Annotated in this window: 17 protein-coding genes and 1 tRNA gene; 8 read left to right on the forward strand and 10 right to left on the reverse strand. The window is 70.7% G+C overall.

Features of this window, described 5'->3' with window-relative positions:
* Nucleotides 1–18: 18 nt before the first annotated feature.
* The 6 genes from BLR91_RS10100 to BLR91_RS10125 form a co-directional block, all read right to left on the reverse strand.
* Nucleotides 19–5292 carry an Ig-like domain-containing protein gene (locus BLR91_RS10100; RefSeq protein ID WP_089875445.1) on the reverse strand — a complete coding sequence of 1758 codons (5274 nt, stop codon included), beginning with the start codon at nt 5290–5292 and terminating at the stop codon, nt 19–21.
* 131 nt (nt 5293–5423) lie between these two features.
* The gene (locus BLR91_RS10105; protein ID WP_089875444.1) at nt 5424–6194 is read right to left on the reverse strand and encodes a hypothetical protein; all 771 of its coding nucleotides are present in this window, start codon (nt 6192–6194) and stop codon (nt 5424–5426) included.
* Nucleotides 6182–7888, reverse strand: coding sequence for a serine/threonine-protein kinase (locus BLR91_RS10110; protein WP_089875443.1), 1707 nt, complete (start codon nt 7886–7888; stop codon nt 6182–6184). Before BLR91_RS10110 ends, BLR91_RS10105 begins: the two co-directional genes overlap by 13 nt.
* 5 nt (nt 7889–7893) lie before the next feature.
* A complete protein-coding gene (locus BLR91_RS10115) occupies nt 7894–9159 on the reverse strand; it encodes an FHA domain-containing protein (protein ID WP_089875442.1) in 1266 nt (421 codons plus the stop codon).
* A gap of 7 nt (nt 9160–9166) precedes the next feature.
* Entirely contained in the window at nt 9167–9982 is an 816-nt protein-coding gene (locus tag BLR91_RS10120) for a PP2C family protein-serine/threonine phosphatase (RefSeq protein WP_018190641.1), read from the reverse strand.
* The gene (locus BLR91_RS10125; protein WP_018190640.1) at nt 9979–11046 is read right to left on the reverse strand and encodes a TerC family protein; all 1068 of its coding nucleotides are present in this window, start codon (nt 11044–11046) and stop codon (nt 9979–9981) included. The genes BLR91_RS10120 and BLR91_RS10125 overlap by 4 nt, the downstream gene beginning before the upstream one ends.
* Before the next feature lie 211 nt (nt 11047–11257).
* Between BLR91_RS10125 and BLR91_RS10130 the strand changes: the two genes are divergently transcribed.
* From BLR91_RS10130 to BLR91_RS10145, 4 genes are all read left to right on the forward strand, one after another.
* Nucleotides 11258–11485 (forward strand): KTSC domain-containing protein, encoded by a 228-nt coding sequence (locus tag BLR91_RS10130; RefSeq protein WP_089875441.1) that lies wholly within the window; start codon nt 11258–11260, stop codon nt 11483–11485.
* A 105-nt stretch (nt 11486–11590) separates the two neighbouring features.
* Complete coding sequence (locus BLR91_RS10135) at nt 11591–12406, forward strand: alpha/beta fold hydrolase (RefSeq protein ID WP_089875440.1); 816 nt, start codon at nt 11591–11593, stop codon at nt 12404–12406.
* The gene (locus BLR91_RS10140; RefSeq protein WP_089875439.1) at nt 12403–13803 is read left to right on the forward strand and encodes a sensor domain-containing diguanylate cyclase; all 1401 of its coding nucleotides are present in this window, start codon (nt 12403–12405) and stop codon (nt 13801–13803) included. Before BLR91_RS10135 ends, BLR91_RS10140 begins: the two co-directional genes overlap by 4 nt.
* Before the next feature lie 85 nt (nt 13804–13888).
* Nucleotides 13889–14200 (forward strand): hypothetical protein, encoded by a 312-nt coding sequence (locus BLR91_RS10145; protein WP_090042384.1) that lies wholly within the window; start codon nt 13889–13891, stop codon nt 14198–14200.
* Between the two features lie 48 nt (nt 14201–14248).
* Here the strand turns inward: BLR91_RS10145 and BLR91_RS10150 are convergent.
* From BLR91_RS10150 to BLR91_RS10160, 3 genes are all read right to left on the reverse strand, one after another.
* A tRNA-Glu gene (locus BLR91_RS10150) sits at nt 14249–14324 on the reverse strand.
* A 74-nt stretch (nt 14325–14398) separates the two neighbouring features.
* A complete protein-coding gene (locus BLR91_RS10155) occupies nt 14399–15301 on the reverse strand; it encodes a diacylglycerol kinase family protein (protein ID WP_089875437.1) in 903 nt (300 codons plus the stop codon).
* A gap of 76 nt (nt 15302–15377) precedes the next feature.
* Nucleotides 15378–17483 (reverse strand): copper-translocating P-type ATPase, encoded by a 2106-nt coding sequence (locus BLR91_RS10160; protein ID WP_089875436.1) that lies wholly within the window; start codon nt 17481–17483, stop codon nt 15378–15380.
* An 86-nt stretch (nt 17484–17569) separates the two neighbouring features.
* Between BLR91_RS10160 and BLR91_RS10165 the strand changes: the two genes are divergently transcribed.
* Together BLR91_RS10165 and BLR91_RS10170 are read left to right on the forward strand one after the other, a co-directional pair.
* Nucleotides 17570–18208, forward strand: coding sequence for an MBL fold metallo-hydrolase (locus BLR91_RS10165; protein ID WP_018190631.1), 639 nt, complete (start codon nt 17570–17572; stop codon nt 18206–18208).
* On the forward strand, nt 18205–19581 hold the full coding sequence (locus BLR91_RS10170) for a cryptochrome/photolyase family protein (protein ID WP_089875435.1): 1377 nt from the start codon (nt 18205–18207) through the stop codon (nt 19579–19581). Before BLR91_RS10165 ends, BLR91_RS10170 begins: the two co-directional genes overlap by 4 nt.
* Before the next feature lie 13 nt (nt 19582–19594).
* On the opposite strand, the gene BLR91_RS10175 is transcribed toward BLR91_RS10170, so the two are convergent.
* Nucleotides 19595–19858, reverse strand: coding sequence for a hypothetical protein (locus BLR91_RS10175; RefSeq protein ID WP_018190629.1), 264 nt, complete (start codon nt 19856–19858; stop codon nt 19595–19597).
* A gap of 118 nt (nt 19859–19976) precedes the next feature.
* On the opposite strand from BLR91_RS10175, the gene BLR91_RS10180 reads away from it, so the two are divergent.
* The gene (locus BLR91_RS10180; RefSeq protein WP_089875434.1) at nt 19977–20165 is read left to right on the forward strand and encodes a hypothetical protein; all 189 of its coding nucleotides are present in this window, start codon (nt 19977–19979) and stop codon (nt 20163–20165) included.
* A gap of 63 nt (nt 20166–20228) precedes the next feature.
* Nucleotides 20229–20990 carry a nuclease-related domain-containing protein gene (locus BLR91_RS10185; RefSeq protein ID WP_231918879.1) on the forward strand — a complete coding sequence of 254 codons (762 nt, stop codon included), beginning with the start codon at nt 20229–20231 and terminating at the stop codon, nt 20988–20990.
* Nucleotides 20991–21041 lie beyond the last annotated feature (51 nt).

Consider the following 21041-nt stretch of genomic DNA (forward strand, 5'->3'; position numbering starts at 1 on the left):
TGCCACTGCTGCATCTCCTTACTTGGACCAGTCCTGAACACTGCTCTGCACGCCGTTCACGACCACATATGCGCCCGGGTAGCCGCACCACGGGTCGAGGTCGCTCCCCGGGTTGCCCCGGTAGTGGCCGTACCCGTTGCCATCGGTCGAGATGGACTTGTTGGACAACGTCCCTCCATTGCAGTGCACCTGCATGGAGAACGATCGATTCGCCGGGAAATTGTGGAGAGTCACGTCGTACGTGTAGCTGTGGACGAAACCGGGCTTCAGGTCGCCCTTGCTCAGATCGATCGACGGCGAGGGCGGCGGCGGATCCTTGACCTCGACGCTGTTGGAGGTCGCGTGAGGTCCATCCTTGCCGCCCGCGTTCGACGCGTAGATCTCGAAGGAGTACGTTCCCGCGCCCTTGTTGTTCGCCTTCGCGCTCGTGCCCGTCGTGGTCTGCCACGAGCCGCCATTGAGTCGATAGTGGTAGGTCGCCTGGCCACCACCCGTGCCATTCGGGTCCGAGAGCGCGTTCCAGCTCATGGTCAGGTCGCTCGGGGCGTTCCCGCTGCTCTGCAGGGAGACGCCGCTCACCTTGGTCGGCGTGCCGTACGGGGTGACCGGCGTGCTCCCGGCGGACCGTTCGCTCCATCCGTCCGCGTTCTGCGCCCGCACGGTGAACGAGTACGACTTGCCGTTCGTCAGCCCGCCGATCGTCACATCCCCGACAGACGCCGTGTTCACCGTGTGCCCATTGCCGTCCGTCACCTCGTACTGCGTGATCGGCTTCCCGTTGTCCGCCGGCGCCTTGATCGAGACGGTCACCTTCCCATCGCTCGCGCGCGGGTTGGATGGCGCGCTCGGCTTCGACGGGACGTCGTGGATGGTCACACGCAGCTGCCCGATGGCCGACGCGGTGCGCTTCGGGTCCTTCGTCGCATCCTCGACGTGGTACACCACGTTCACTGCACCGATCGCGGCCCCCGAGGACGCGCTGACGCTGATCGACGACCCCGTGTGCGTGACCGTCACCCCGGCCGGCGCGCTCTGCGCGGTCGCGTCGGTGATGGTCAGCGGCTGCCCGGGGAACGGGTTCACCCACTGGGCGTCGCTCGACGCGCCGTCGACCGTCGCGGTCTGTCCGCGCTTGACCTCAGCCGTCTGCGGCGGGTTCTTCTGCGTGGCGACCGGCCTGCTCGAGCTGACCACCTGCACGTTGACGGTGCCCGAGATCGTGTGCGTCCCCGAGCTGATCGTCACCGCGATCGTCGCCGTCTCCCCCGCCTGCACGCCCAGTGGCGCGGAGAGGGTCAGCGTCGACCCGCTCAGGCCCGACTGGATCTTCGGGTTGGACGACGTGCCGCCCGAGTACGTCAGCTTGTTGAGGATCTCGGGATTGGGGTGGAAGCTCGACGCCCGCAGGTCGACCGAGAGCGGTGCCTCCCCCGGCTCGATCTTCTCGCTGGGGGACGTGAACGTCGGCGCGACGTCGGACTGGTCCGGCTCGCCGACCGTGATCGGAAGGACCAGCGTGGTCACGCGGTCCGAGCTCTGTCCGGCCTCTCGACCGTCGCTGACCTTGAAGGTGATGGCCGCGGGTCCCCGGTATCCCTTCGCGGCGGTGAACGTGAGGGTCTGCTCGTCGCCGTACGACGATCCACCCGAACTGTTGGTGGCGCTGACGCCCGAAGCTCCCGTGAGCTTGTAGTCGCGCCCGGAGGGGACGGTGAGGATGTCGGACAGCTTCCAGCTCTTCGACCCGTCGGCCTGCACGATCTGCTGCGGCAGGCCGTCCTTGAGCCGCGGCGGTGCCGTGGCGTCGCCCTTCGGCGGAACCACGATGAACGCGGTCCCCTTCAGCCCGGTGACGGTGTCGGTCAGCGTGTAGGCGATCGCGATCCGCTGCTCGCCGGGCTTCACCGTGATGGAGCCGTCCTGGCCCACCTCGGCGGCGGAGGCGTTCGGCCCGGTGACCTCGACCTTCAGGTCGTCGACCAGTCCTGACGGGTTGGTCGCGCCCTCGAGCGCGTTCACCTTGACGCTCTGCTTGTTCGCCACCTCGTCCGGCTCCAGGACGTGGTCCACGGCGGTCGGCGGCACATCCTTCGCGTTCGGGGTCACCGTCACCTGGATGAACGCGCTGGCGACGCCGCCCTGCCCGTTGGTGATCTGGTAACGGACGACGAACGAGCCCTCCTCCTTGGGCGCCGTGACGAGCACGATCTTGCCGTGCACGGATGCCTTGAGACCCTCGTCCACCTGCAGCAGCTTCTTCTGCAGGGCGATCGCGTACCCGTTCGGGTCGGAGTCGTTGTCGAGCACGGGAACGGCGATCGTCCGGCCGGGCTTCACCTGCACCGGATCGTTGACCGCGATCGGCGGCCGCACCTGGTCCGGGCGTGGGATGACGGCGATCGACACCGTGCCGGTGGCCGTCTTCCCGTAGGTGTCCTTCACCTGGTACGTGAAGGTGTCGGTGCCCGCGGAGTCCGGATACGCCTGGTACGTGAACGAGCGGCTGGTGGAGTCCGAGATCCGCCCGAGGGTCGGCTGCGTCGCGAGCCCCGAGAGCGAGACGGAGTCGCCGTCCGGGTCGATGCCGTCGAGCGGCACCTCCACCGGCACCGACGAGCCCGCGAAGGCGCGGACGGTGAGCGGCTGCGGCTGCGGCGCACGGTCGGAGCCCTTGTCGGGGGCGCCGACGACGAAGGTGACGGTCGCCTGCGCCTTCTGGCCGTACTTGTCGGTGATCCCGTAGACCACGTTGTACTGGCCGGGCGTCGTCGGCGCCTGGTAGCGGACGGTCTCGCCGCTGACGAACGCGGTCGCGCCCTGACCGGCGCCGCTCGCATCCCGCAGCTGCGTGTCGAGGGTGAACGGGGCGTTGTCCGGCGAGTAGTCGTTGTCCATGACGGGAACAGTCGCGACGTCGCCGGCGCGGACCGGCACCTGATCGTCGACGGCCACCGGCGGCTGGTGCTGCACGAGCGGCGGGACGGGCACGACGGTGATGCCGGCGGTCGCCTCGTTGATCCCATCCGAGACGACGTAGGACAGCTGCACCTGCTGGGTGAGGACGGTCGGCGCCGTGATCTTGACCACGGCGTTGTCGAGCACCTCCACGTTGAGGTCCTCGGCGCCCTTGCCGACCGACACCGAGCGCACGGCGAGCACCCGGCCGGACGGTGACACGTCGTTCTCGAGGACGGCGACGGACGTCGGTTCGCCGGGCCGGACGTACGCCTTGTCGGTGACGGCGATCGGCGGAGCCTCGCTCGCACCCTGCGGCGCGATGTCGACGCGCGCGAGTCCCGTCGTCGTCTTGGGCCCCGCCCCGAGCGTGTAGACGAGGTAGTACTCCCCCGGCGCGTTGCTGCGGACCGTGATCGTGCCGCGGGTGCTGTCCGCGGTGACCTGGGCGCCGCTGCCGCCGTCGAGGCCCGCGCCGACCAGCGACAGGGGTTCACCCGACGGCGACTGGTCGTTGTCGAGGGGATGCAGCACGACCGGACGGCCGGTGAACCCGTCGGCGAAGTCCGTCACGGCGACCGGGTCGAGCGTTCCGGCGGGCTTCACCGTCACGATCAGGCTGCCCGTGGCCGACGCGCGCCCGTCGGAGATGGTGACGCGCACCTCCTTGGAGCCCGCCTGACCGGTCTTGCTGGTGAAGATGACGTCGCCGTTGGGCTTGAACCGCACGTCGTCCTCGGTGGTCGCGGACGCGGCGACCAGGCTCAGGTCGTCGCCGTCCGGGTCCGCCCAGTCGTTGAGTACGTTGTAGGTGACCGACTGGCCGACCTCGGTCTGGGCCGTGCTCGACCGGGTGGATGCGGGAGCCTCGTTCACGGCGGGCTGCTTGAGCGTGGCATCCACCTGGGCGGATGACGTTCCGCCGCGGCCGTCGTCGACCGAGTAGCGGAACGAGATCGTGCCGCTGAGGCCGTCCTTCGGCGTGAACTGGATGGCGCGGCCGCCCTCGACGAGCTGTAACACGCCCTGATCCACCGGGATCGCCGAGACGTCCGAGATCGTCAGGACGTCGCCGTCCGGATCGGTGTCGTTCGTGAGAACGTGCAGCACCGTCGACCTCCCCGGGCGCACGCCGTATGTGTCGTTCACAGCGATGGGCGGCCGGTTCTGGTCGGTCCGCTGCGCGAGAGTGTCGGCGAAGGACTGCACGACCGGCTTCTCCTCGCCGGTCTCGCCCTGCACGGTGGTGTCGTTCGGCTTCAACTGCGCCCAGTTCTGCACCAGCCGCATGTTGGAGGAGACGACCCACGCGTTGCCGTCGCGCAGGTTGTTCAGCGCGATGACACCGTGGTTGACCCGGAACTCGAGGTCGTCGCCCGCGACCGGCTGGTCAATGTCGATGCCGACCGGTTTCTTGCCGTCGCACGCGTAGAGGTAGCGGCCGGAGCCGGACCATGCGCCGTACGAGCAGGTCCCGAGACGCACGGGGGCCGACACCGCGTCGGCGCCGCCCTTGGAGGTCGCGCCGGCGGGGCTCGCGGTGACGGTCCCGCCGCCGAGCGGGACACTGAGGAGGCTGTTCGCGGTCGCCACGACGGCGGCGTGGTCGTCTGGCCCGGGCTGCTGGAGCCTGAGGCCCTTCGCGGGGAGGTCGACCGTGGTTCCGCCGCCGGTGATCATCCGGTTGCGCTGCGTGTCGAGCACGACCGCCTGGTCGCCGACGGCGCTCACCTGGAACGCGCCCGGCACCGCGAAGTCGCGGGTCTGCGGCTTCGCGCCCGGCCCGTCCACCGTGATCAGCCGCTTGCCCTTCGGCGCGACCACGAACGTCGTGCCCGACTTCGCGACGGCGAGCTTCGCGCCGGCTCCCGCCTTCACGACCGGCTTGGTCTTGGACTTGTCGAAGTCGAGACGGCCGGACGCATCCAGCACCCAGAGGTTGCCGTTCGGCGCGAGCACGGAGAGCGTCGTCCCGCCGTAGCCGACCTGCGAGTCCTCCGGCACCTGGATGCGTCCCCCGAGCGAGACGAAGGCCGGGTCGATCTTGTCCACCGTGCCGTGCGGGAGGTCGGTGAGGAAGTACGCGGAGCCGTCCTGCAGGACGTCGAGGTCGGCGCTCGCGCCGGTCACGGCGGCATCCAGCTCGTCGATCTGATGGTTGAGCCGACCGCCGAGCAGCTTCTCGCCGTTGGTGACCCAGACGTCGCGGGTGTCGAGCTCGACCGCGTTGACGGGGAAGCCCTTGTGGAGGACGGCGATCGTCAGCGGGACCCCGGCGACCACGGCGACTGCGGTGATGACGGCGGCGGTCTTCCGCTGCCGGAACCACGCACTCACTGAAACCAAGACTCTGCAATCCCTCGGGCCGGAAAACGCGTCTACGCTAACACGACCCCCCGACGCGTCCGGAATGGGGAGCACTCCCCATGCACACCGGGCCGATCCCGCCGGGCCACGCGGGAAGCGCCTCAGTCGTCGGTGCCACGGTCCTCCCCGGATGCCGTCCGGTCAAGTGCGGCCTGGGCATCGGTGTCGTCGTGCTGATCGAGCAGGGGGAGGTCTTCGACGCCGACCAGACGCGTCGTCACCGCGTACTCGACGAGCCGCGCCCGGCGGTTCGTCGCGAGCTTGCCGCGGCCGCCACGCAGCCCGGCGACGCCCAGCTTGTCGAGCTTGTCGCAGACGTTGTCGAGCTTGCGGTTGAACGTCGTCATGCTCCAGCCCAGGCGCTCGGCCGCCTCGGCGGAGGTCGGGATGGTGCCGCGGCCGGGAACGGTCTGCGTCAGGACCCCCTCGGCGAGAGCGACGATCAGCTGGCGCTGGCTGGTGGTCAGCGTCACCGGGAGGACGGTGGTGGAGCCGGCCGCCGCATCCACCTGGACCGCCGTGTTGAAGTAGTCCTCGTCGCTCGAGATGGTGAAGTCGTAGGTCGTCGCACCCGCGCTGAACATCACGTGCATCGTCTGGAAGACGATCGGCAGCTTCGCTCCCGGTGCGAGCCAGGCCTGCATCGTCCCCGTCGCGTCGGTGACCGTCGCGGTCAGCAGCGTGCCGACGTTGCTCAGCCACCACATCCCGTAATCGTGCCCGACGGTGAGGAAACGGCGGTGCAGGTACGGGTTGTCGTCGATAGTCAGCTCGGCCTCGCGGCCGATCCCGAACTCCGTGCCCGGCTCGACGCTGTAGAGCTCGCCGCAGAACTCGACCGTGAGCGGCTTCGCGGCGGTCACGGCGCACACGCCTTGAGCTGCTCGGAGGTGCGGCCGGCGCGGACCGTCGCGACGTCGATGCACACCGGGACGCCGGGCGTCAGATTCGTGAGGGTGACCTTCCGCTCGGCGGTGACGGACGGCCCGTTGGTCGTGCCCTCCTGCTGCCAGGTGAACTGGTCGTCCTTCTGCGCGTCCGCCGTCTTCCAGGTGAAGGTGGCGCTGGCGCCGTCCGGGGCGCGGACGGCCGAGACCAGCACCGGCGGCGGCACGACGGTGACGGCGATGCTGCCGCCGTCGCTCGGCTGCGCTCCGGGGCCGGTGGAGGTTGAGGGAGCGGCGACGAGGTTGGCCACGACGGCCGCCGCGACCGCCAGGACGACGACCGCTGCGGCGCCGACGCCGATCCACGTGAGGAGCCGTCGACGCGGGTCGCGCGGACCAGTTGATGCGTCCGGGTCGGATGCGTCGTCCGCGCCGGACTGCGCCGTCCCGTCGCCCTCTTCGGACGAAGGGCGCGAGCGGAGGATGGTGTGGTCCTGCACGGGCTCGGCCGACGGTTTGTCGTCGGTCGTGGCGGAGCGCGCGGGCGGCTGCGCCGAGATGGGAACGACCCCGCGGACGCGGGTGGCCTCGGGCTCGGGCGCTGCGGGTGTGGCAGGGGCGGGCGGCCGCTCGGCAGAGCGCGCGTCGACCGTACTCGGCGCGGGCGCCGGCTGCTGCGCCCGGATCGTGGCCACCGACCGCGCGCGCGTCTCCTGCTCCCCGCCGTCCGCGGACGGTCCCGGCCGCGCATCGCCCACGCTGAGGTTCGGCACGTCGATGCTGGTCGGCGCGAGGCCCAGCTCCAGCTCGACGCGCTGCAGTGCCCGGGCGAAGTCGACGGCCGTCTGGTACCGGTCCTCCCGGCGGGTCGCCATGCCCCGCCGCAGGACGGCGGCCAGCGACGCCGGCACATCCGGCCGGTCGAGCGGCGTGATCATCCCCCGCTCGATGCGTCCCATCAGGTCGAGGGTGCCGTTGGAGCGCCCGGGCACCTCGAACGGCGTCCGCCCGGCGAGGAGGGTGTGCACGGTCGCGGCGAGCGAGAAGATGTCGCTGCGCACATCCGGATCCGGGTCGTCCGAGAACATCTCGGGCGGTGACCACGGCACGCTGAGACCGACGCTGCGGCTGCCGGAGGTCGCGGTGTCCGACGGCGAGCTCCGCAGTTCGGACAGCGTCGTGGTGTGCACCGGCAGCTCCTCCAGCGCGGAGGCGATGCCGAAGTCGGTGAGCGCCGGCCAGCCGAGCGCGTTGGTGAGCACGTTCGCGGGCTTGATGTCGCGGTGCAGGATGCCCGCCGCGTGGGCGGTCGCGACCGCGCTGGACAGTCGAACGCCGGTGCGCAGGGCGTCCTCGACGCCGATCCGCTCGCGCTTCAGCCGGTCGGCCAGCGACGGCCCCGAGCAGTACTCCATGACCAGGAAGGGGCGGTCGTCTCCGGCCACGCCCGCGTGGAAGATCGTGACGATGTAGGGATGCGCGGAGAGCCGGGCCATGACGTTCGCCTCGGCGACGAAGCGGGCGCGCGCCGACTCGTCCACGCCGTCCGTCAGCAGTACCTTCACGGCGACGCTGCGCTTCGGCAGCTGCTGCTCGTAGAGGAAGACGTCCGAGAAGCCACCGGATCCGAGCAGGCGGATGAAGTGGAAGCCGTCGAGCTCGGGCGGCTGCGAGGCCATGCGCCTCATCCGGCTGCCTCGACGGTCAGCGTCGCCCCGCTGCCCAGGTCGATCACGGTCCCGAGGACGACCGTGGTCGGCTCGCCGCTGCGGAGCTTCTGCGGCGTCTTGCCGGGCAGGACGATCACGGTGCCGTTGCGCGAGTGCAGGTCGGTGACCACGACACTGTCGCCCTCGACCGCGACAGCGACATGGGAGCGCGAGATGTCGTCCTCGGCGGTGGTCAGCGTGACCGGACGCGCGCCGCGGAGGGCGGGGACGGCCGACACGCTCGGCGCGCGGCCGACGACGACCGGCGCCGACAGCGGCTCCCGGCGGCCGTCGGACAGCAGCACCGCGAACGTCTGCGGCGCGGGCTCGCGCGCAGGCTCCTGCTCGGTCTCCGTCAGTCGCGCACGCTGCGGCAGGTCGCCGCTCATGACGGTGAGCCCGTCGTGATCGCCCGCGAGGCGGCCGGCGGCCGGCGGGAAGGAGTCGGTGATGAAGCCGGGGAGGTCGATCTTCGGCGGGGCCGCGTCCTCCTCCTCCGGGCGGACGGCCGCGTCCTCGACGCTCCTTACCATCGTCGCCCCGAAGAGGTGGTCGTAGCCGGGCGCCTCTGACGGCTGCGCAGGCGCCGGGGCGGCGTCGGCGGACGGGACGTCGGCGAATGTGGCCTCGGGGACGCGCGTATGCGGGTCGGGCTCGGCCGGCGCTTGCTCCGCGGGCGCGGGCTCGAACGCCTCGACGGCCGGTCCGGCGATCACCGGCTCGGAGCCGGCCGCGCCGACATCCACAGCCAGCGCATCCACCGGTCCGGTCTCGCGCTCGCGACGCGGCGGGGCCGCGACGGTCGCGCCGACATCCTCCGCCTGCTCCGCGGCGGACCAGACCACACCGCCGGACCGCACGACGCCCTCCACGAGCGGGAGCGTCTCCCCCGAGGCAGCGCCTAGCGTCACGGCGGTCGCGTCGGTCAGCTGCGTCTCGACCCACGACGACACCCCGGAGGCCCGCACGGTGCGCTCGGGTCCGCCGTCCGCGATGGTCGCGCTGGCCGTACCCCGCACCGCCAGCAGCACCGGACCGGTGGATGCGTCCAGCAGCGCGAAGGACGGCGTGCGGCTCAGCCCACCGGCTACCAGGGCATCCAGTGTCTCGGCGAAGCCCGCTCGGACCGCCTCGAAGAGCGCCCGCAGCCGCGCAGGGTCGGACTCGGCCACCAGCAGTGCCCGCGCACCCCCCGCGACGACCGCCCACTCCCCGGCTGCCGCCTGCTGCACTTCGAACACGGACGACCTACTCCCTCGGCTGCGTGTCTTCGAACTCCCGACCGCTGCCGTCGGCGCGTTCGCGCGTGTCGACGGGGGCCGGGGCGTCTTCCCCGGTCACCGATTCAACCACGATCACGGTGATGTTGTCGTGGCCACCGGCCTCGTTCGCCGCATCCACCAGCGCGGACGCCGGATCGGACGGCCCCTGCGCGAGGATCTCGGCGATCCGCTGATCGCTGAGCTCGCGCGTCAGTCCGTCGGAGCAGATCAGGAAGATCTGCCGGCCGGTCTCGGCGACCAGCCCGCTGTCCGTGTCCACGAAATCCTCAGCCCCGAGCGCGCGGGTGATGACGTTGCGCTCCGGGTGCACCGCCGCCTGCGCCTCGGTGATGAGGCCGGCATCCACCAGCTCCTGGACGGCGGAGTGGTCGACGGTCAGCTGCCGCAGCTGCCGGCCGTCCCATGCGTAGACGCGCGAGTCGCCGACGTTGACGACCATCCACTGCTCGGCCGCCAGCTCCGGCACGCGGACGCGGACGATCCCGGCGAGCGTGGTGCCCGCGACGGCAGCACCCGACTCGTCGGCGCCCGACAGCGACCGCACCGCCGCGTTCGCCTCGTCGATGGCGCGGATCACCTCGTCCGGTGTCGGCCGAGAGCCTGGCTGCAGCGTGCGCGCCAGGCTCTCCACGGCCGTCCGGCTGGCCAGGTCGCCGCGCGCGTGACCGCCCATGCCGTCGGCCACGACGAACACCGGATCCTGCGCCAGAGCGCTGTCCTCGTTGACGTGCCGGACCGCACCCGTGTCGCTGCGGACGGTCACGCCGACGAGAGAGCTCATGTGCGGGGGTCCTCCTGCGTGCCGTCGGCGACCGTTTCCTCGGCCTCGTCCTCGTCGGATTCGTCACCGTGAATGGCCTCGGCGACGCTGGTGCCGCTCATCCGCAGCTTCACCAGACTTGCAATCGTAGCGACAACCATGGCGCCGACGATCACCAGCAGCGAGGTCCAGGTGCTGATGTCGGGCGCCCACTCGATGTGCTCGCCGCCGTTGATGAACGGCAGCTCGTTCTCGTGCATGGCGTGGAACACCAGCTTCACACCGATGAAGGCGAGGATGAACGCGATCCCGTACTTGAGGTACACCAGCTTGTCGAGCAGGTGCCCGAGCAGGAAGTACAGCTGCCGGAGGCCCATCAGCGCGAACACGTTCGCCGTGAACACGATGAACGGGCTCTGGGTGATGCCGAAGATGGCGGGGATGGAGTCGAGGGCGAACAGCAGGTCGGTGGTGCCCAGGGCGATGAACACGATGATCAGCGGCGTGAACATCCGTCGGCCGTCCACCACCGTGCGCAGTTTGTTGCCGTTGTACTGGGTCGACACCTTCAGGTGCTTGCGGGCGAACTTGATGAACCAGGAGTCCTCCGCGCCCTCGTCGTCATGCTTGCCGAAGGCCTGGTTGAACGCCGTCCACAGGAGGAACGCGCCGAACAGGTAGAAGATCGCGCTGAAGCTGGCGATCAGACCGGCCCCGAGCAGGATGAACACCCCGCGGAAGATCAGCGCCAGGATGATGCCCACCATCAGCACTTCCTGCTGATACTTCCTCGGCACCGCGAACCGGCCCATGATGATCACGAACACGAACAGGTTGTCGATGCTGAGGCTGTACTCCGTCAACCACCCGGCGAGGAACTGCCCGGCGTGCTCCGCATCCCCTACCACCAGCATCAGCAGGGCGAAGATCAGCGCAAGCGCCACATAGAAGGCGACCCAGAGGGCGGACTCGCGCGGGCTCGGGATGTGCGGCCTCTTGAAGATGATCAGGAGGTCGAAGGCGAGGATCAGTAGGAGGACGACGAAGGAGCCGATCTCGAACCAGAGGGGAAGCGCGGTGTGCAACGGGGGACCTTTCGGAGGGCGCGGAAAAACACCGAAAGTCTCTCCTGCACCTTGTGAGTGCCGCTGTGCCCGGGTCCGCTGCCTCGCAGACCGTGTTGACGTGCACAGCGCCGACCGGGCACAGGTTCTCACCTGCCGCCGAGCCGTCCGGGATACTCCCCTTCGCTTCGGACATCCTAGTGCCGTCGGAGGTCCGGCGTAGGGTGCGGACGTGGAGCGGGTGGCATTCGACAGCACGGTGATCGCGACGGCGGGCTACGACCCGTCCGTGCGGACGCTCGAGGTCGAGTTCGTGTCGGGCGAGGTGTACCGCTACTTCCTCGTGCCCGCGCGGGTGTGGCGTGAGCTGCGCAGCGCCGAGTCGGCGGGCTCCTACTTCAACGCCGCAGTGCGCGACCACTACCCGGAGGAGTGGATGCCGGGCGGCGCGACGGACTGACCGGCACGGCTCCCGGTCGCCTGCGAACCCGGATAGGCTCGGGATGCGGAGACGGCCCAGTGACGCCGGAGAGGGGCCGTTCCTCACACCGAGATGGGACCCGGGATGCTGCAACCGACCGAAGCTGTCGACGTCCGACGTCGCAACAGCGTTCGCGAGTCCGGTGATCCGTCCGGCCGCCCGATCGTCTTCGCGCACGGCTTCGGCTGCAGCCAGGAGATGTGGCGGCGGGTGGTCCCGCATTTCGAGTCCGACTTCCGGGTGATCGTCTTCGACCACGTCGGCGCGGGCGACTCCGATGTGAGCGCCTACGACCGGGCCAAGTACGACTCGCTTCACGGCTACGCCGACGACGTGCTCGAGATCGTCGAGGCCCTCGACCTCCGCGACGCCGTCTTCGTCGGCCACTCCGTCAGCGCGATGATCGGCGTGCTGGCCGCCAACCGCTCCCCCGAACGTTTCGGGCGCCTGGTGCTCGTGGGTCCGTCGCCGCGCTACATCGACGAGGGCGACTATGTGGGCGGTTTCACGCGTTCCGACATCGATGGCCTGCTCGACACCCTCGACGACAACTATCTGGGATGGTCGGAGGCGATCGCGCCCGTCATCGCCGGCAACCCCGACCGACCGGAGCTCGGCGCGGAACTGGCCGCGAGCTTCTGCCGGACGGATCCGGCGATCGCCGGCCACTTCGCCCGCGTCACCTTCCTCTCCGACAACCGCGCCGACCTCCCCGACGTGACCGTGCCGACCGTCGTGCTCCAGTGCGCGGAGGACGCGATCGCCCCCGGCCCGGTCGGGCGCTACGTTCACGAGCGAATCCCCGGCAGCGTGTTCGTCCAGCTGAACGCCACCGGCCACTGCCCGAACCTGTCCGGTCCCGACGAGCTGGCCGCGGCCATCCGGAGCTCGCTGGCATGACGGCGGAGGAGATCACGTCCGAGGGACCCGCCGCGGATGCGCTCTACGACCGCGCGCCGTGCGGTCTCGTCACGCTGACCGAGGGCGGCCGCATCCTGCGCGTCAACGCCACCTTCGCCGCGTGGACCGGTCGCCCGGCCGACGAACTCGTCGGGGCGCCTCTCACCGATCTGCTCGAGCCGGGAGCGCGGATCTTCTACGAGACCCGCTTTCTCCCCGTCCTCCATCTCCAGGGTGAGGTGCGCGAGGTCGCCCTGTCGTTGCGCACGGCCCACGACGACGCCCTGCCCGTGCTCGTCAACGCGGTGGTCGACGAGGCCGAGGCCGGCCCGCTCATCCACGTCGCCGTCTTCGATGCCAGTCGCCGCCAGGACTACGAGCGCCAGCTGCTCGCCGCGCGCCGCATCGCGGAGGGGTCGGAGGCGCGCACCCGCGTGCTCCAGAACGCGACCACCGCCTTCGGCGAGAGCGACACCGTGGAGATGCTGGCGCAGGCTCTGGCGGAGAGCGCGCAGCAGGGTCTGGGCGCGATGGCGGCCGCCGTCTTCCTCGACGGCCACGAACCGCACCTGGTCGGAGGGACGGTCCCGCTGGATGCCGCTCTGCTGCCCGGCGGACTGCCGGCGCTCGGCGCGGTCGGCCCCGCGCTCGCGACCTGGTCCGTGCGGGATGAACTGGCGCACCCGGACGTGGCGACCGCCCTCCGCGCAGCGCGCCTCGACTCCATGCTGACCGCTCCCCTCGTGCACGCGGGCGCGGCGATCGGGACGCTGGCCTGCTACTTCTCGCGGCCGCCGGAGCTCGACGAGCATGCGGTCGAGCTGCTCGGCTCGCTGTGCCGTCAGGCGGCGCAGACCGTCGCCCGCCTGACGCTGCAGGCGCAGCTGGCCGCGATCGCCCTGCACGACCCGCTGACCGGGCTCGCCAACCGGGTGCTGCTCCGCAGCCACATCACGGCGAGTGTCGCCTCGGCGATGGAACGGCAGGAGCCGCTCGCCCTGATCTTCGTGGACCTGGACGACTTCAAGTCCGTCAACGACGAACTCGACCACACCGCCGGCGACACCGTCCTCAAGCTGATCGCCGCGCGCCTCGTCTCGGCGGTCCGCGGCGACGACCTGGTGTGCCGCTACGGCGGCGACGAGTTCATCATCGTCTGCCAGAACACCGACCACGAGCGCGCATCCGCGATCGCCGAGCGCATCCGCGTCGCGGTCAAGCAGCCCCTCCACGACGACGGCTGGCAGCGTGTCATCACCGCCAGCGTCGGCGTGACCGTCCACGCGGCGGGACCCGCCCGCGTGCTGAGCGGCCCGGAGCTGCTGCGCGTCGCCGACAAGGCGATGTACCGGTCGAAGGATCGCGGCAAGGACCAGGTCAGCGTCATCACGCTGTGAGGCACCTGCTGCTCGCCTCCGTCGCCCCCGTGATGCCTCGAACGTGTGGAGCCGCGCTGAACCCCCGCCGGGCATGATTGTCGACATGTACACGACATCGGCTCAGCGACTGCGCTCGGAGATGATGCGCCGCATGAATGACGGCTGGCACCTCGACGGCGACATGGGCTCCGAGGAGATGCGGCTGGTCCACCTCGTCACGCCGCCCGCCTGGCGAGTCGCCCTCGAGCTGGTCAACCCCGTGGCGTGGTTTCTGGGACCGATCTATCCCACGGTCTACCGCACGATGCATGTTCGGGTGGACGAGTCCGGCCGGCTGCATCGCCGCACGACGGGGAAGATCCCATCCGGCTGGCCGCAGGTCCATGCGTGGGAAGCTCCCGACGGCCCGGTTTGACCCAAGAAAAAAGCCCGGACGCCAGTCAGTGACTGGCATCCGGGCTGTTGGTGACCCCAGCGGGATTTGAACCCGCGTTACCGCCGTGAGAGGGCGACGTCCTAGGCCGCTAGACGATGGGGCCGTCTGGCAACTAGAAGATCATGCCACAGATGGGCGTGCTGTGCCAAAACGGGGACGGCGTCCCGGGCGCGTCGCTCAGGCGAGCACGCGGAGCGCGCCGGCGGCGACCGAGACCTCGATGGGGAGGGGTCCGATCCGCTCGCCGTCCGCGTAGGCGACGACGCCCTCCGCCTCGATCCGGACGGACGAGACGCGCAGGATGCTGACCTCCGGAAGGCCGGTGTGCTCGCCGCGGAAGACCTTCGGGAACATGCGGAGGAAGCGCACGCGCGACATCGGCCCGACGACGAAGAGGTCGAGGAGGCCGTCGGAGAGGTCCGCGTCCGGGACGATGCGCATCCCGCCGCCGAGCGACCGGTTGTTGGCGACCGAGACGAGCATGGCATCCACGTCGATCGTCCGGCCGTCGGCGTGGATGCGGTACGGCCGTGGCGTCAGCGTCGCCAGTTCGCGCAGCAGCGCGATGATGTACCGGCTGCGACCCCGCGGTCGCGACATCAGGTTGGCCCGCTCGTTGACGGTCGCGTCGAAACCGGCGGAGACGACGCACCCGAACCACGTGGTCAGTTCGCCGTGACGGATCGTCCCCGCGTCGATCGTCCGCGGCTCGCGCTGCAGCGCATCCAGCAGCCGGTCGATGGCCGCCTCGGTGTCGTCGATCGGGATGCCGAGGCCGTCGGCGAGGTCGTTGCCGGTGCCGCTGGGGACGATGCCGAGCGGGATGCCCGTGTTCGCGACGAGGTCGATGCCGAGGTTGGCCATCCCGTCGCCGCCGACCACGACGAGCGCGTCGGCGCCGTCCGCCAGCGCTCGGGCGGTCTCGCGACGGAGCAGCTCGATGTTCGCCTCCCCCATCGCGACGACGCGGTGACCGGCGTCGCGTAGGCGCTCGATGACACGCGGGCCGACCTCGCGGCGATGGCCGAAGGACGCCATGGGGTTGACCGCGACGACCACGGCCCGCGGGAGTGCGGTCACGGTCCCGATGATGGCACAGGCGGCGCCCCGCCTGCCGAAGGCGGGGCGCCGGTGCGTCGGAGCAGACGGCCGGCCGTCAGAGGCGGACGCGGCGCAGCAACTGGGCGTTGATCGCGACGACGATCGTCGAGAGCGACATGAGCACCGCACCGAACGCCGGCGACACCACGATGCCGACGCCGATCGCGACACCGGCCGCCAGCGGGAGGGCGATCACGTTGTAGCCGGTCGCCCAGGCGAGGTTCTGCAGCATTTTCCGGTAGGTCGCGGCGGAGAGCGTGATCACCTTCGCGACACCGCGCGGGTCGCTGGAGGCGAGGACGACGCCGGCCGACTCGATGGCCACGTCCGTCCCGGCGCCGATCGCGATCCCGACGTCCGCCTGCGCGAGGGCCGGGGCGTCGTTGACGCCGTCACCGACCATGGCCACGCGGGAGCCGTCCTCCTGGAGCCGGGCCACCGTCCCGGACTTGTCCCCAGGCAGGACCTCGGCGAACACCTCGTCGATGCCCAGCTGGGCGGCGACCGCGTCGGCCACAGCATGCGCGTCGCCGGTCAGCATGGCCACGCGGACACCGCGATCCCGCAGCGACCGGACGGCCTCCCGCGATTCCGGTCGGACGACATCGGCGAGAGCGATCATGCCGGCGACGTGGTCGCCGCGCAGAACGTAGACGACGGTCTGCCCCTCGGTGGACGCTCGATCGGCGGCCGTGCGGACGGCGTCTCCCGGCGTCACGCCGCCCTCGGTCAGCAGCCGGGGCGCGCCGACGGCGACCCGCTCGCCGTCGACGGTCGCGGCGGCTCCGCGGCCCCCCAGAGCCTCGAACCCGGAGACCGGTGCGATCGTCAGGCCGCGCCGGCGCGCCTCGCGGACGATGGCAGCGCCGATCGGGTGCTCCGCCGGCGCCTCCACGGACGCGGCGAGCGCCAGCAAGGCGTCGACGTCGCCGTCGTCGGCGACCACTGCGGCCACGCCCTGGCGGCCCTCGGTGAGCGTCCCGGTCTTGTCGAACAGCACGACGTCGACGCGGCGGGCGTCCTCCATGGCATGCCGGTCGCGGATCAGCAGCCCGTTGCGAGCACCGATGGCGGTGGAGATCTGGGCGACCAGGGGGATGGCGAGGCCGAGCGCGTGCGGGCACGCGATGATGAGCACGGTCACGACCCGCTCGAGAATGAATGCGGGGTCGCCCGGCCGCAGCAGCGTCCACACGATCAGGGTGACGGTGGCGACGGCGAGCGCGACGTAGAACAGCCACGCCGCCGCGCGGTCGGCGAGAACCTGGGTTCCGGACTTGCTTGCCTGCGCATCCGCGACGAGCTTCATGATGCCGGCGAGCGCGGTGTCGCCGCCCGTGCGACCGACCCGGACGACGAGCGAACCGCTCCCGGAGATGCTTCCGGCGACGACCTGCTCCCCCGGCCCGCGTGTCACCGGCTTCGACTCCCCGGTGAGGAGGGACTCATCCAGATCGCTCCGGCCGTCGACGATCTCGCCGTCGGCAGGCACGGCCGCACCGGGGCGCACGCGCACCAGCTCCCCCACGCGCAGCTCGGAGACCGGCACGGAGACGGGCTCGGCGTGGATGTCGGACACGCGCTCGGCCGTGTCGGGCAGGAGCTTCGCGAGCTCGCCGAGCGCGTCCTGCGCGCCCATGACGGCGGACATCTCGATCCAGTGGCCGAGCAGCATGATCAGGATGAGGGTGGCGAGCTCCCACCAGAAGTCCATGCCCGGGAGGCCCAGGGTCACGGCGACGCTGTAGCCGAACGCGACCACGATGGCCAGCGAGATGAGGGTCATCATGCCCGGCTGCTTGGCTCTCAGCTCATCCACGGCGCCCCGCAGGAAGACGAGCCCGCCGTAGAAGAAGATGATGACGCCGAAGACCGCGGGGATGTACTGGCTGCCCGGGAATCGCGGCCCGTCGAGCCCGAGGATCTCCTGCAGGCCCTGCGAGAAGACGAGGGTCGGGATGGTGAAGACCAGCGTCAGCCAGAACTTCCGCTTGAAGATCGCCGGGTCATGGCCCGCATGCCCGGAGTGGTCGTGCCCGGAGTGGTCGTGCGCCGCGTGATCGTGCTCCGCGTGCGCGGCGTGGTCATGCGCAGCGTGATCGTGCTCGTGATCGTGCCCGGCGTCGTCGTGGACCGTCGTGTGCTTGTTCTTCTCGTCCATGTCATCGGCAACAGTACCCCCTAGGGGTATATTCCTCAATCGTGTCGTCCTTGCATGCGCATCCCATCCGGTATTTCCTGGGAACCATGAGACTCACCAAGTTCGAGCACGCCGGCCTCCTCCTCGAGCAGGACGGACAGAAGCTGTTCGTCGACCCGGGCAGCTTCACCTCTCCCCTCACCGACACCGCGAACGCCGTCGCCGTGGTGATCACCCACGAGCACCCCGACCACTGGACCCCGGAGCAGTTGAATCGCGTTCTCGACCTCTCCCCCGACGTGACGATCTTCGGCCCGGAAGGCGTGGCCGCCGCAGCCTCAGACTTCGACATCACGGTGGTCCACCCGGGCGACACGGTGGAGGCCGGCCCGTTCACCCTCCGCTTCTTCGGCGGGCGCCATGCCGTCATCCACGAGAGCATCCCGGTGGTCGACAACGTCGGCGTGCTCGTCAACGACGTGCTCTACTACGCCGGCGACTCGTTCTCGGTGCCGGAGGGCGTCGAGGTGGATGTGCTGGCTGCCCCTGCGGGCGCACCCTGGATGAAGATCGCCGAGACCATGGACTACGTGCTCGCGGTGAAGCCGAAGCGCGCCTTCCCCATCCACGAGATGGTGCTCTCGCGGGCGGGCAAGGACATGTCGAACGGACGCCTGACCTGGGCGACCGAGCAGAACGGCGGCACCTTCTACCCGCTGGAGCCCGGCGACTCCCTCGACCTGTGAGCGAACGCCCCGCGGTCGTCTGGTTCCGCGACGACCTGCGGGTCGCGGACAACCCTGCCCTGCACGCAGCCGTCCAGACGGGCAGCCCGGTGCTCTGCGTCTTCGTCTGGGACGACGAGACGCCGGAGCTCCGCGCTCCCGGCGCCGCCAGCCGGTGGTGGTTGCATCACAGCCTGGCGTCCCTGACCCAGTCGCTGGAGCGCCTGGGCGCCGGGCTCGTCCTGCTGCGCGGGCGGAGCGAGACCGTCATCGAGACGGTGCTGCGGGAGACCGACGCATCGGCGATCTTCTGGAACAGGCGGTACGGCGGGGCGGAGCGACGCATCGACGAGGCGGTGAAGACCGCGGCGCGTGCCTCCGGCGTCGAGGCGGCGAGCTTCGCCGCCACCCTCCTCTTCGAGCCGTGGACGATCCGGACCGGCCAGGACACCCCGTTCTCGGTCTACACGCCGTTCTGGCGGGCCTGTCTCGCGGCCCCTGCGCCGCGCAAGCCGGGCCCGGCGCCGCAGGGGGTGCATGGCGGAAGCCTGCCCCGGTCGCTCGAGACCGTGACGCTCGACGAGCTCGGACTGCTCCCGACCCATCCCGACTGGGCCGGCGGCCTGCGCGAGACGTGGGAGCCGGGCGAGAAGGCGGCGCACGCACAGCTGAAGCACTTTCTCGCCGACGATCTGAGCGACTACCGCGAACAGCGCGACGTACCCGGTGTGGACGCGACCTCGCGGCTCTCTCCCCGGCTCCGCTGGGGCGAGCTCAGCCCCCACCAGGTGTGGCACGCGACGATCGAGAAGCGTCAGGGCGCGACGGCGCAGAGCGCGTCCACCTTCCTCTCGGAGGTCGGCTGGCGCGAGTTCGCCTATCACACGCTCTTCGAGCACCCAGATCTGGCGACCGTGAACATCCATCGCGAGTACGACTCCTTCCCGTGGCCGCGGCTGCATCCGTCTGCGCTGCGGGCCTGGGAACAGGGTCGCACCGGCGTGCCCCTGGTGGACGCGGGGATGCGCGAACTGTGGAGAACCGGAGTCATGCACAACCGGGTGCGCATGGTGACCGCGTCGTTCCTGATCAAGAACCTGCTCATCGACTGGCGCCACGGTGAGCAGTGGTTCTGGGACACCCTGGTCGACGCCGACCCCGCCAACAACGCCTTCAACTGGCAGTGGGTCGCCGGAAGCGGTGCGGACGCCGCGCCGTACTTCCGCATCTTCAACCCGGAGCTGCAGCGACAGAAGTTCGACCCGCACGGCGACTACGTGCGCCGCTGGGTTCCCGAATGGGACACCCCCGACTATCCGGAGCCGATCGTCGACCTCGCGGAGACGCGTCGCGCGGCCCTCGCCGCCTACGACGTGGTCAAACGCTCACGCTGACGCGAGCGAGCGCTCAGCGTCCGTGCTCTGCGAGGATCTGGTCCACATCGATGCTGCGCAGCAGCGCCTCCCAGTCGATCGCGCGCGCCTCGTCGGCGACCTCCTCGTCGGCGAGCACCCGTCCGGAGCGCTCGACCACGACCCCGCGCGGCAGCATCCGGTTGAGCTCGGCCAGGATGGCGTCGTCCACCGCCTCCGTGTCGAAGTCGGCGCCGACGCGCGCGTAATAGTCGCCGGACAGCGTGTAGGAGACGATCCCGGTTTCAATGCGGCTCATGTGCCGCATGCTAGCCCGTCCCGGCCGCGAATCGTCAACCGGCTCCCCGATCCGGCGCGGGCGCGGGCCAGGGCGGCGGGCGTGGGCCGGTGCGACCGACGCGGGTACAGTGCCCCGCATGACCGATCGATCGGATGACACCGCAGCACCCCGCGACGCCGACGAGCTCACCGACGCCGTCAGCGACCTCGGCAAGACCGACACCGACCGCCTGGAGACGGTGCAGGAACGGAACGACTCGCTGGAGGAACGCCTCCCGGACAACAGCGACCTCCCCCGCACCCACGGCACCCCCGGGCAGGGGTAGCCGCGTCGATCCGTCCCCGACCGGGGACTGGGGCACCGCCCGCCGGCTCGATACCGTGGCCGGATGAGTACACAGCGGATGCGCGACCGCGCCCCCGGGACGGCCGTGATGGAGCAGGTTGTGCGGCTGCAGGAGGCGTCTCCGCCGCGCTCACCGCTGGCCCGCGCGTTCGGGGTGGACCCGCTGCCGGCCGACGCCCAGCCGTGGTTCGCCGGTGCGCTCGGAGAGCGTCAGGTCGGCGCGACGCTCGCACGGCTCCCCAAGGGATGGAGCGCGTTCCACGCCGTCCCGGTCGGCTCCGGTGAGGCGGACGTCGACCATCTCGTCGTCGGCCCGGGCGGCGTGTTCGTGGTCAACACCAAGCATCACCGCGGTGCGCGCCTGGCGGTGTACGACCGGTCGGTGCTCGTCAACGGCGTCAAGCAGCCGTACCTGCGCAACTCCGACCTCGAGGCCTCGCGGGTCCGCGGGCTTCTGCTGCGTGCCGGGATCGAGGCGCCCGTCCACGCGGTGATCGTGGTCGTCGGGGCGAAGGAGGTGCGCCTCCATCGCAAGCCGGTCCGCACCGCCGTGGTGCGCTCGGAGTCGCTCGTGCGCTGGCTGACCCGCCGGCCGGCGGCTCTGGATGACGAGACCGTCGCGCGGGCGGCTCGCCTGTTCGACGACCCGGCCAGCTGGCGGGCCGTCGAGTCGCCGGGCGACACCGCGGAGCGCTTCGGCGCGATCGAGCGCGAGGTGCGCAGCGCGCAGCTGGTGCGCGCCGGCTGGGGCCTCGCCGCCGGCCTCGGCCTCCTCGCCGTCGCCCTCCCGTTCGTCCCCCACTGACGGTCCCACGCCGACAGCTCCTGAGTTTTTCCGCGTTTTCGACGAAGAAAG

Source organism: Leifsonia sp. 466MF (assembly GCF_900100265.1).
GTDB lineage: Bacteria > Actinomycetota > Actinomycetes > Actinomycetales > Microbacteriaceae > Leifsonia.

What these genes read in the sequence shown, in the direction of transcription:
- BLR91_RS10120 (WP_018190641.1), bottom strand. Translation starts at nt 9,982, where the DNA reads ATGAGCTCTCTCGTCGGCGTGACCGTCCGCAGCGACACGGGTGCGGTC.
- BLR91_RS10165 (WP_018190631.1), top strand. Translation starts at nt 17,570, where the DNA reads ATGAGACTCACCAAGTTCGAGCACGCCGGCCTCCTCCTCGAGCAGGAC.
- BLR91_RS10175 (WP_018190629.1), bottom strand. Translation starts at nt 19,858, where the DNA reads ATGAGCCGCATTGAAACCGGGATCGTCTCCTACACGCTGTCCGGCGAC.
- BLR91_RS10185 (WP_231918879.1), top strand. Translation starts at nt 20,229, where the DNA reads ATGAGTACACAGCGGATGCGCGACCGCGCCCCCGGGACGGCCGTGATG.
- BLR91_RS10145 (WP_090042384.1), top strand. Translation starts at nt 13,889, where the DNA reads ATGTACACGACATCGGCTCAGCGACTGCGCTCGGAGATGATGCGCCGC.
- BLR91_RS10180 (WP_089875434.1), top strand. Translation starts at nt 19,977, where the DNA reads ATGACCGATCGATCGGATGACACCGCAGCACCCCGCGACGCCGACGAG.
- BLR91_RS10110 (WP_089875443.1), bottom strand. Translation starts at nt 7,888, where the DNA reads ATGGCCTCGCAGCCGCCCGAGCTCGACGGCTTCCACTTCATCCGCCTG.
- BLR91_RS10140 (WP_089875439.1), top strand. Translation starts at nt 12,403, where the DNA reads ATGACGGCGGAGGAGATCACGTCCGAGGGACCCGCCGCGGATGCGCTC.
- BLR91_RS10135 (WP_089875440.1), top strand. Translation starts at nt 11,591, where the DNA reads ATGCTGCAACCGACCGAAGCTGTCGACGTCCGACGTCGCAACAGCGTT.
- BLR91_RS10160 (WP_089875436.1), bottom strand. Translation starts at nt 17,483, where the DNA reads ATGGACGAGAAGAACAAGCACACGACGGTCCACGACGACGCCGGGCAC.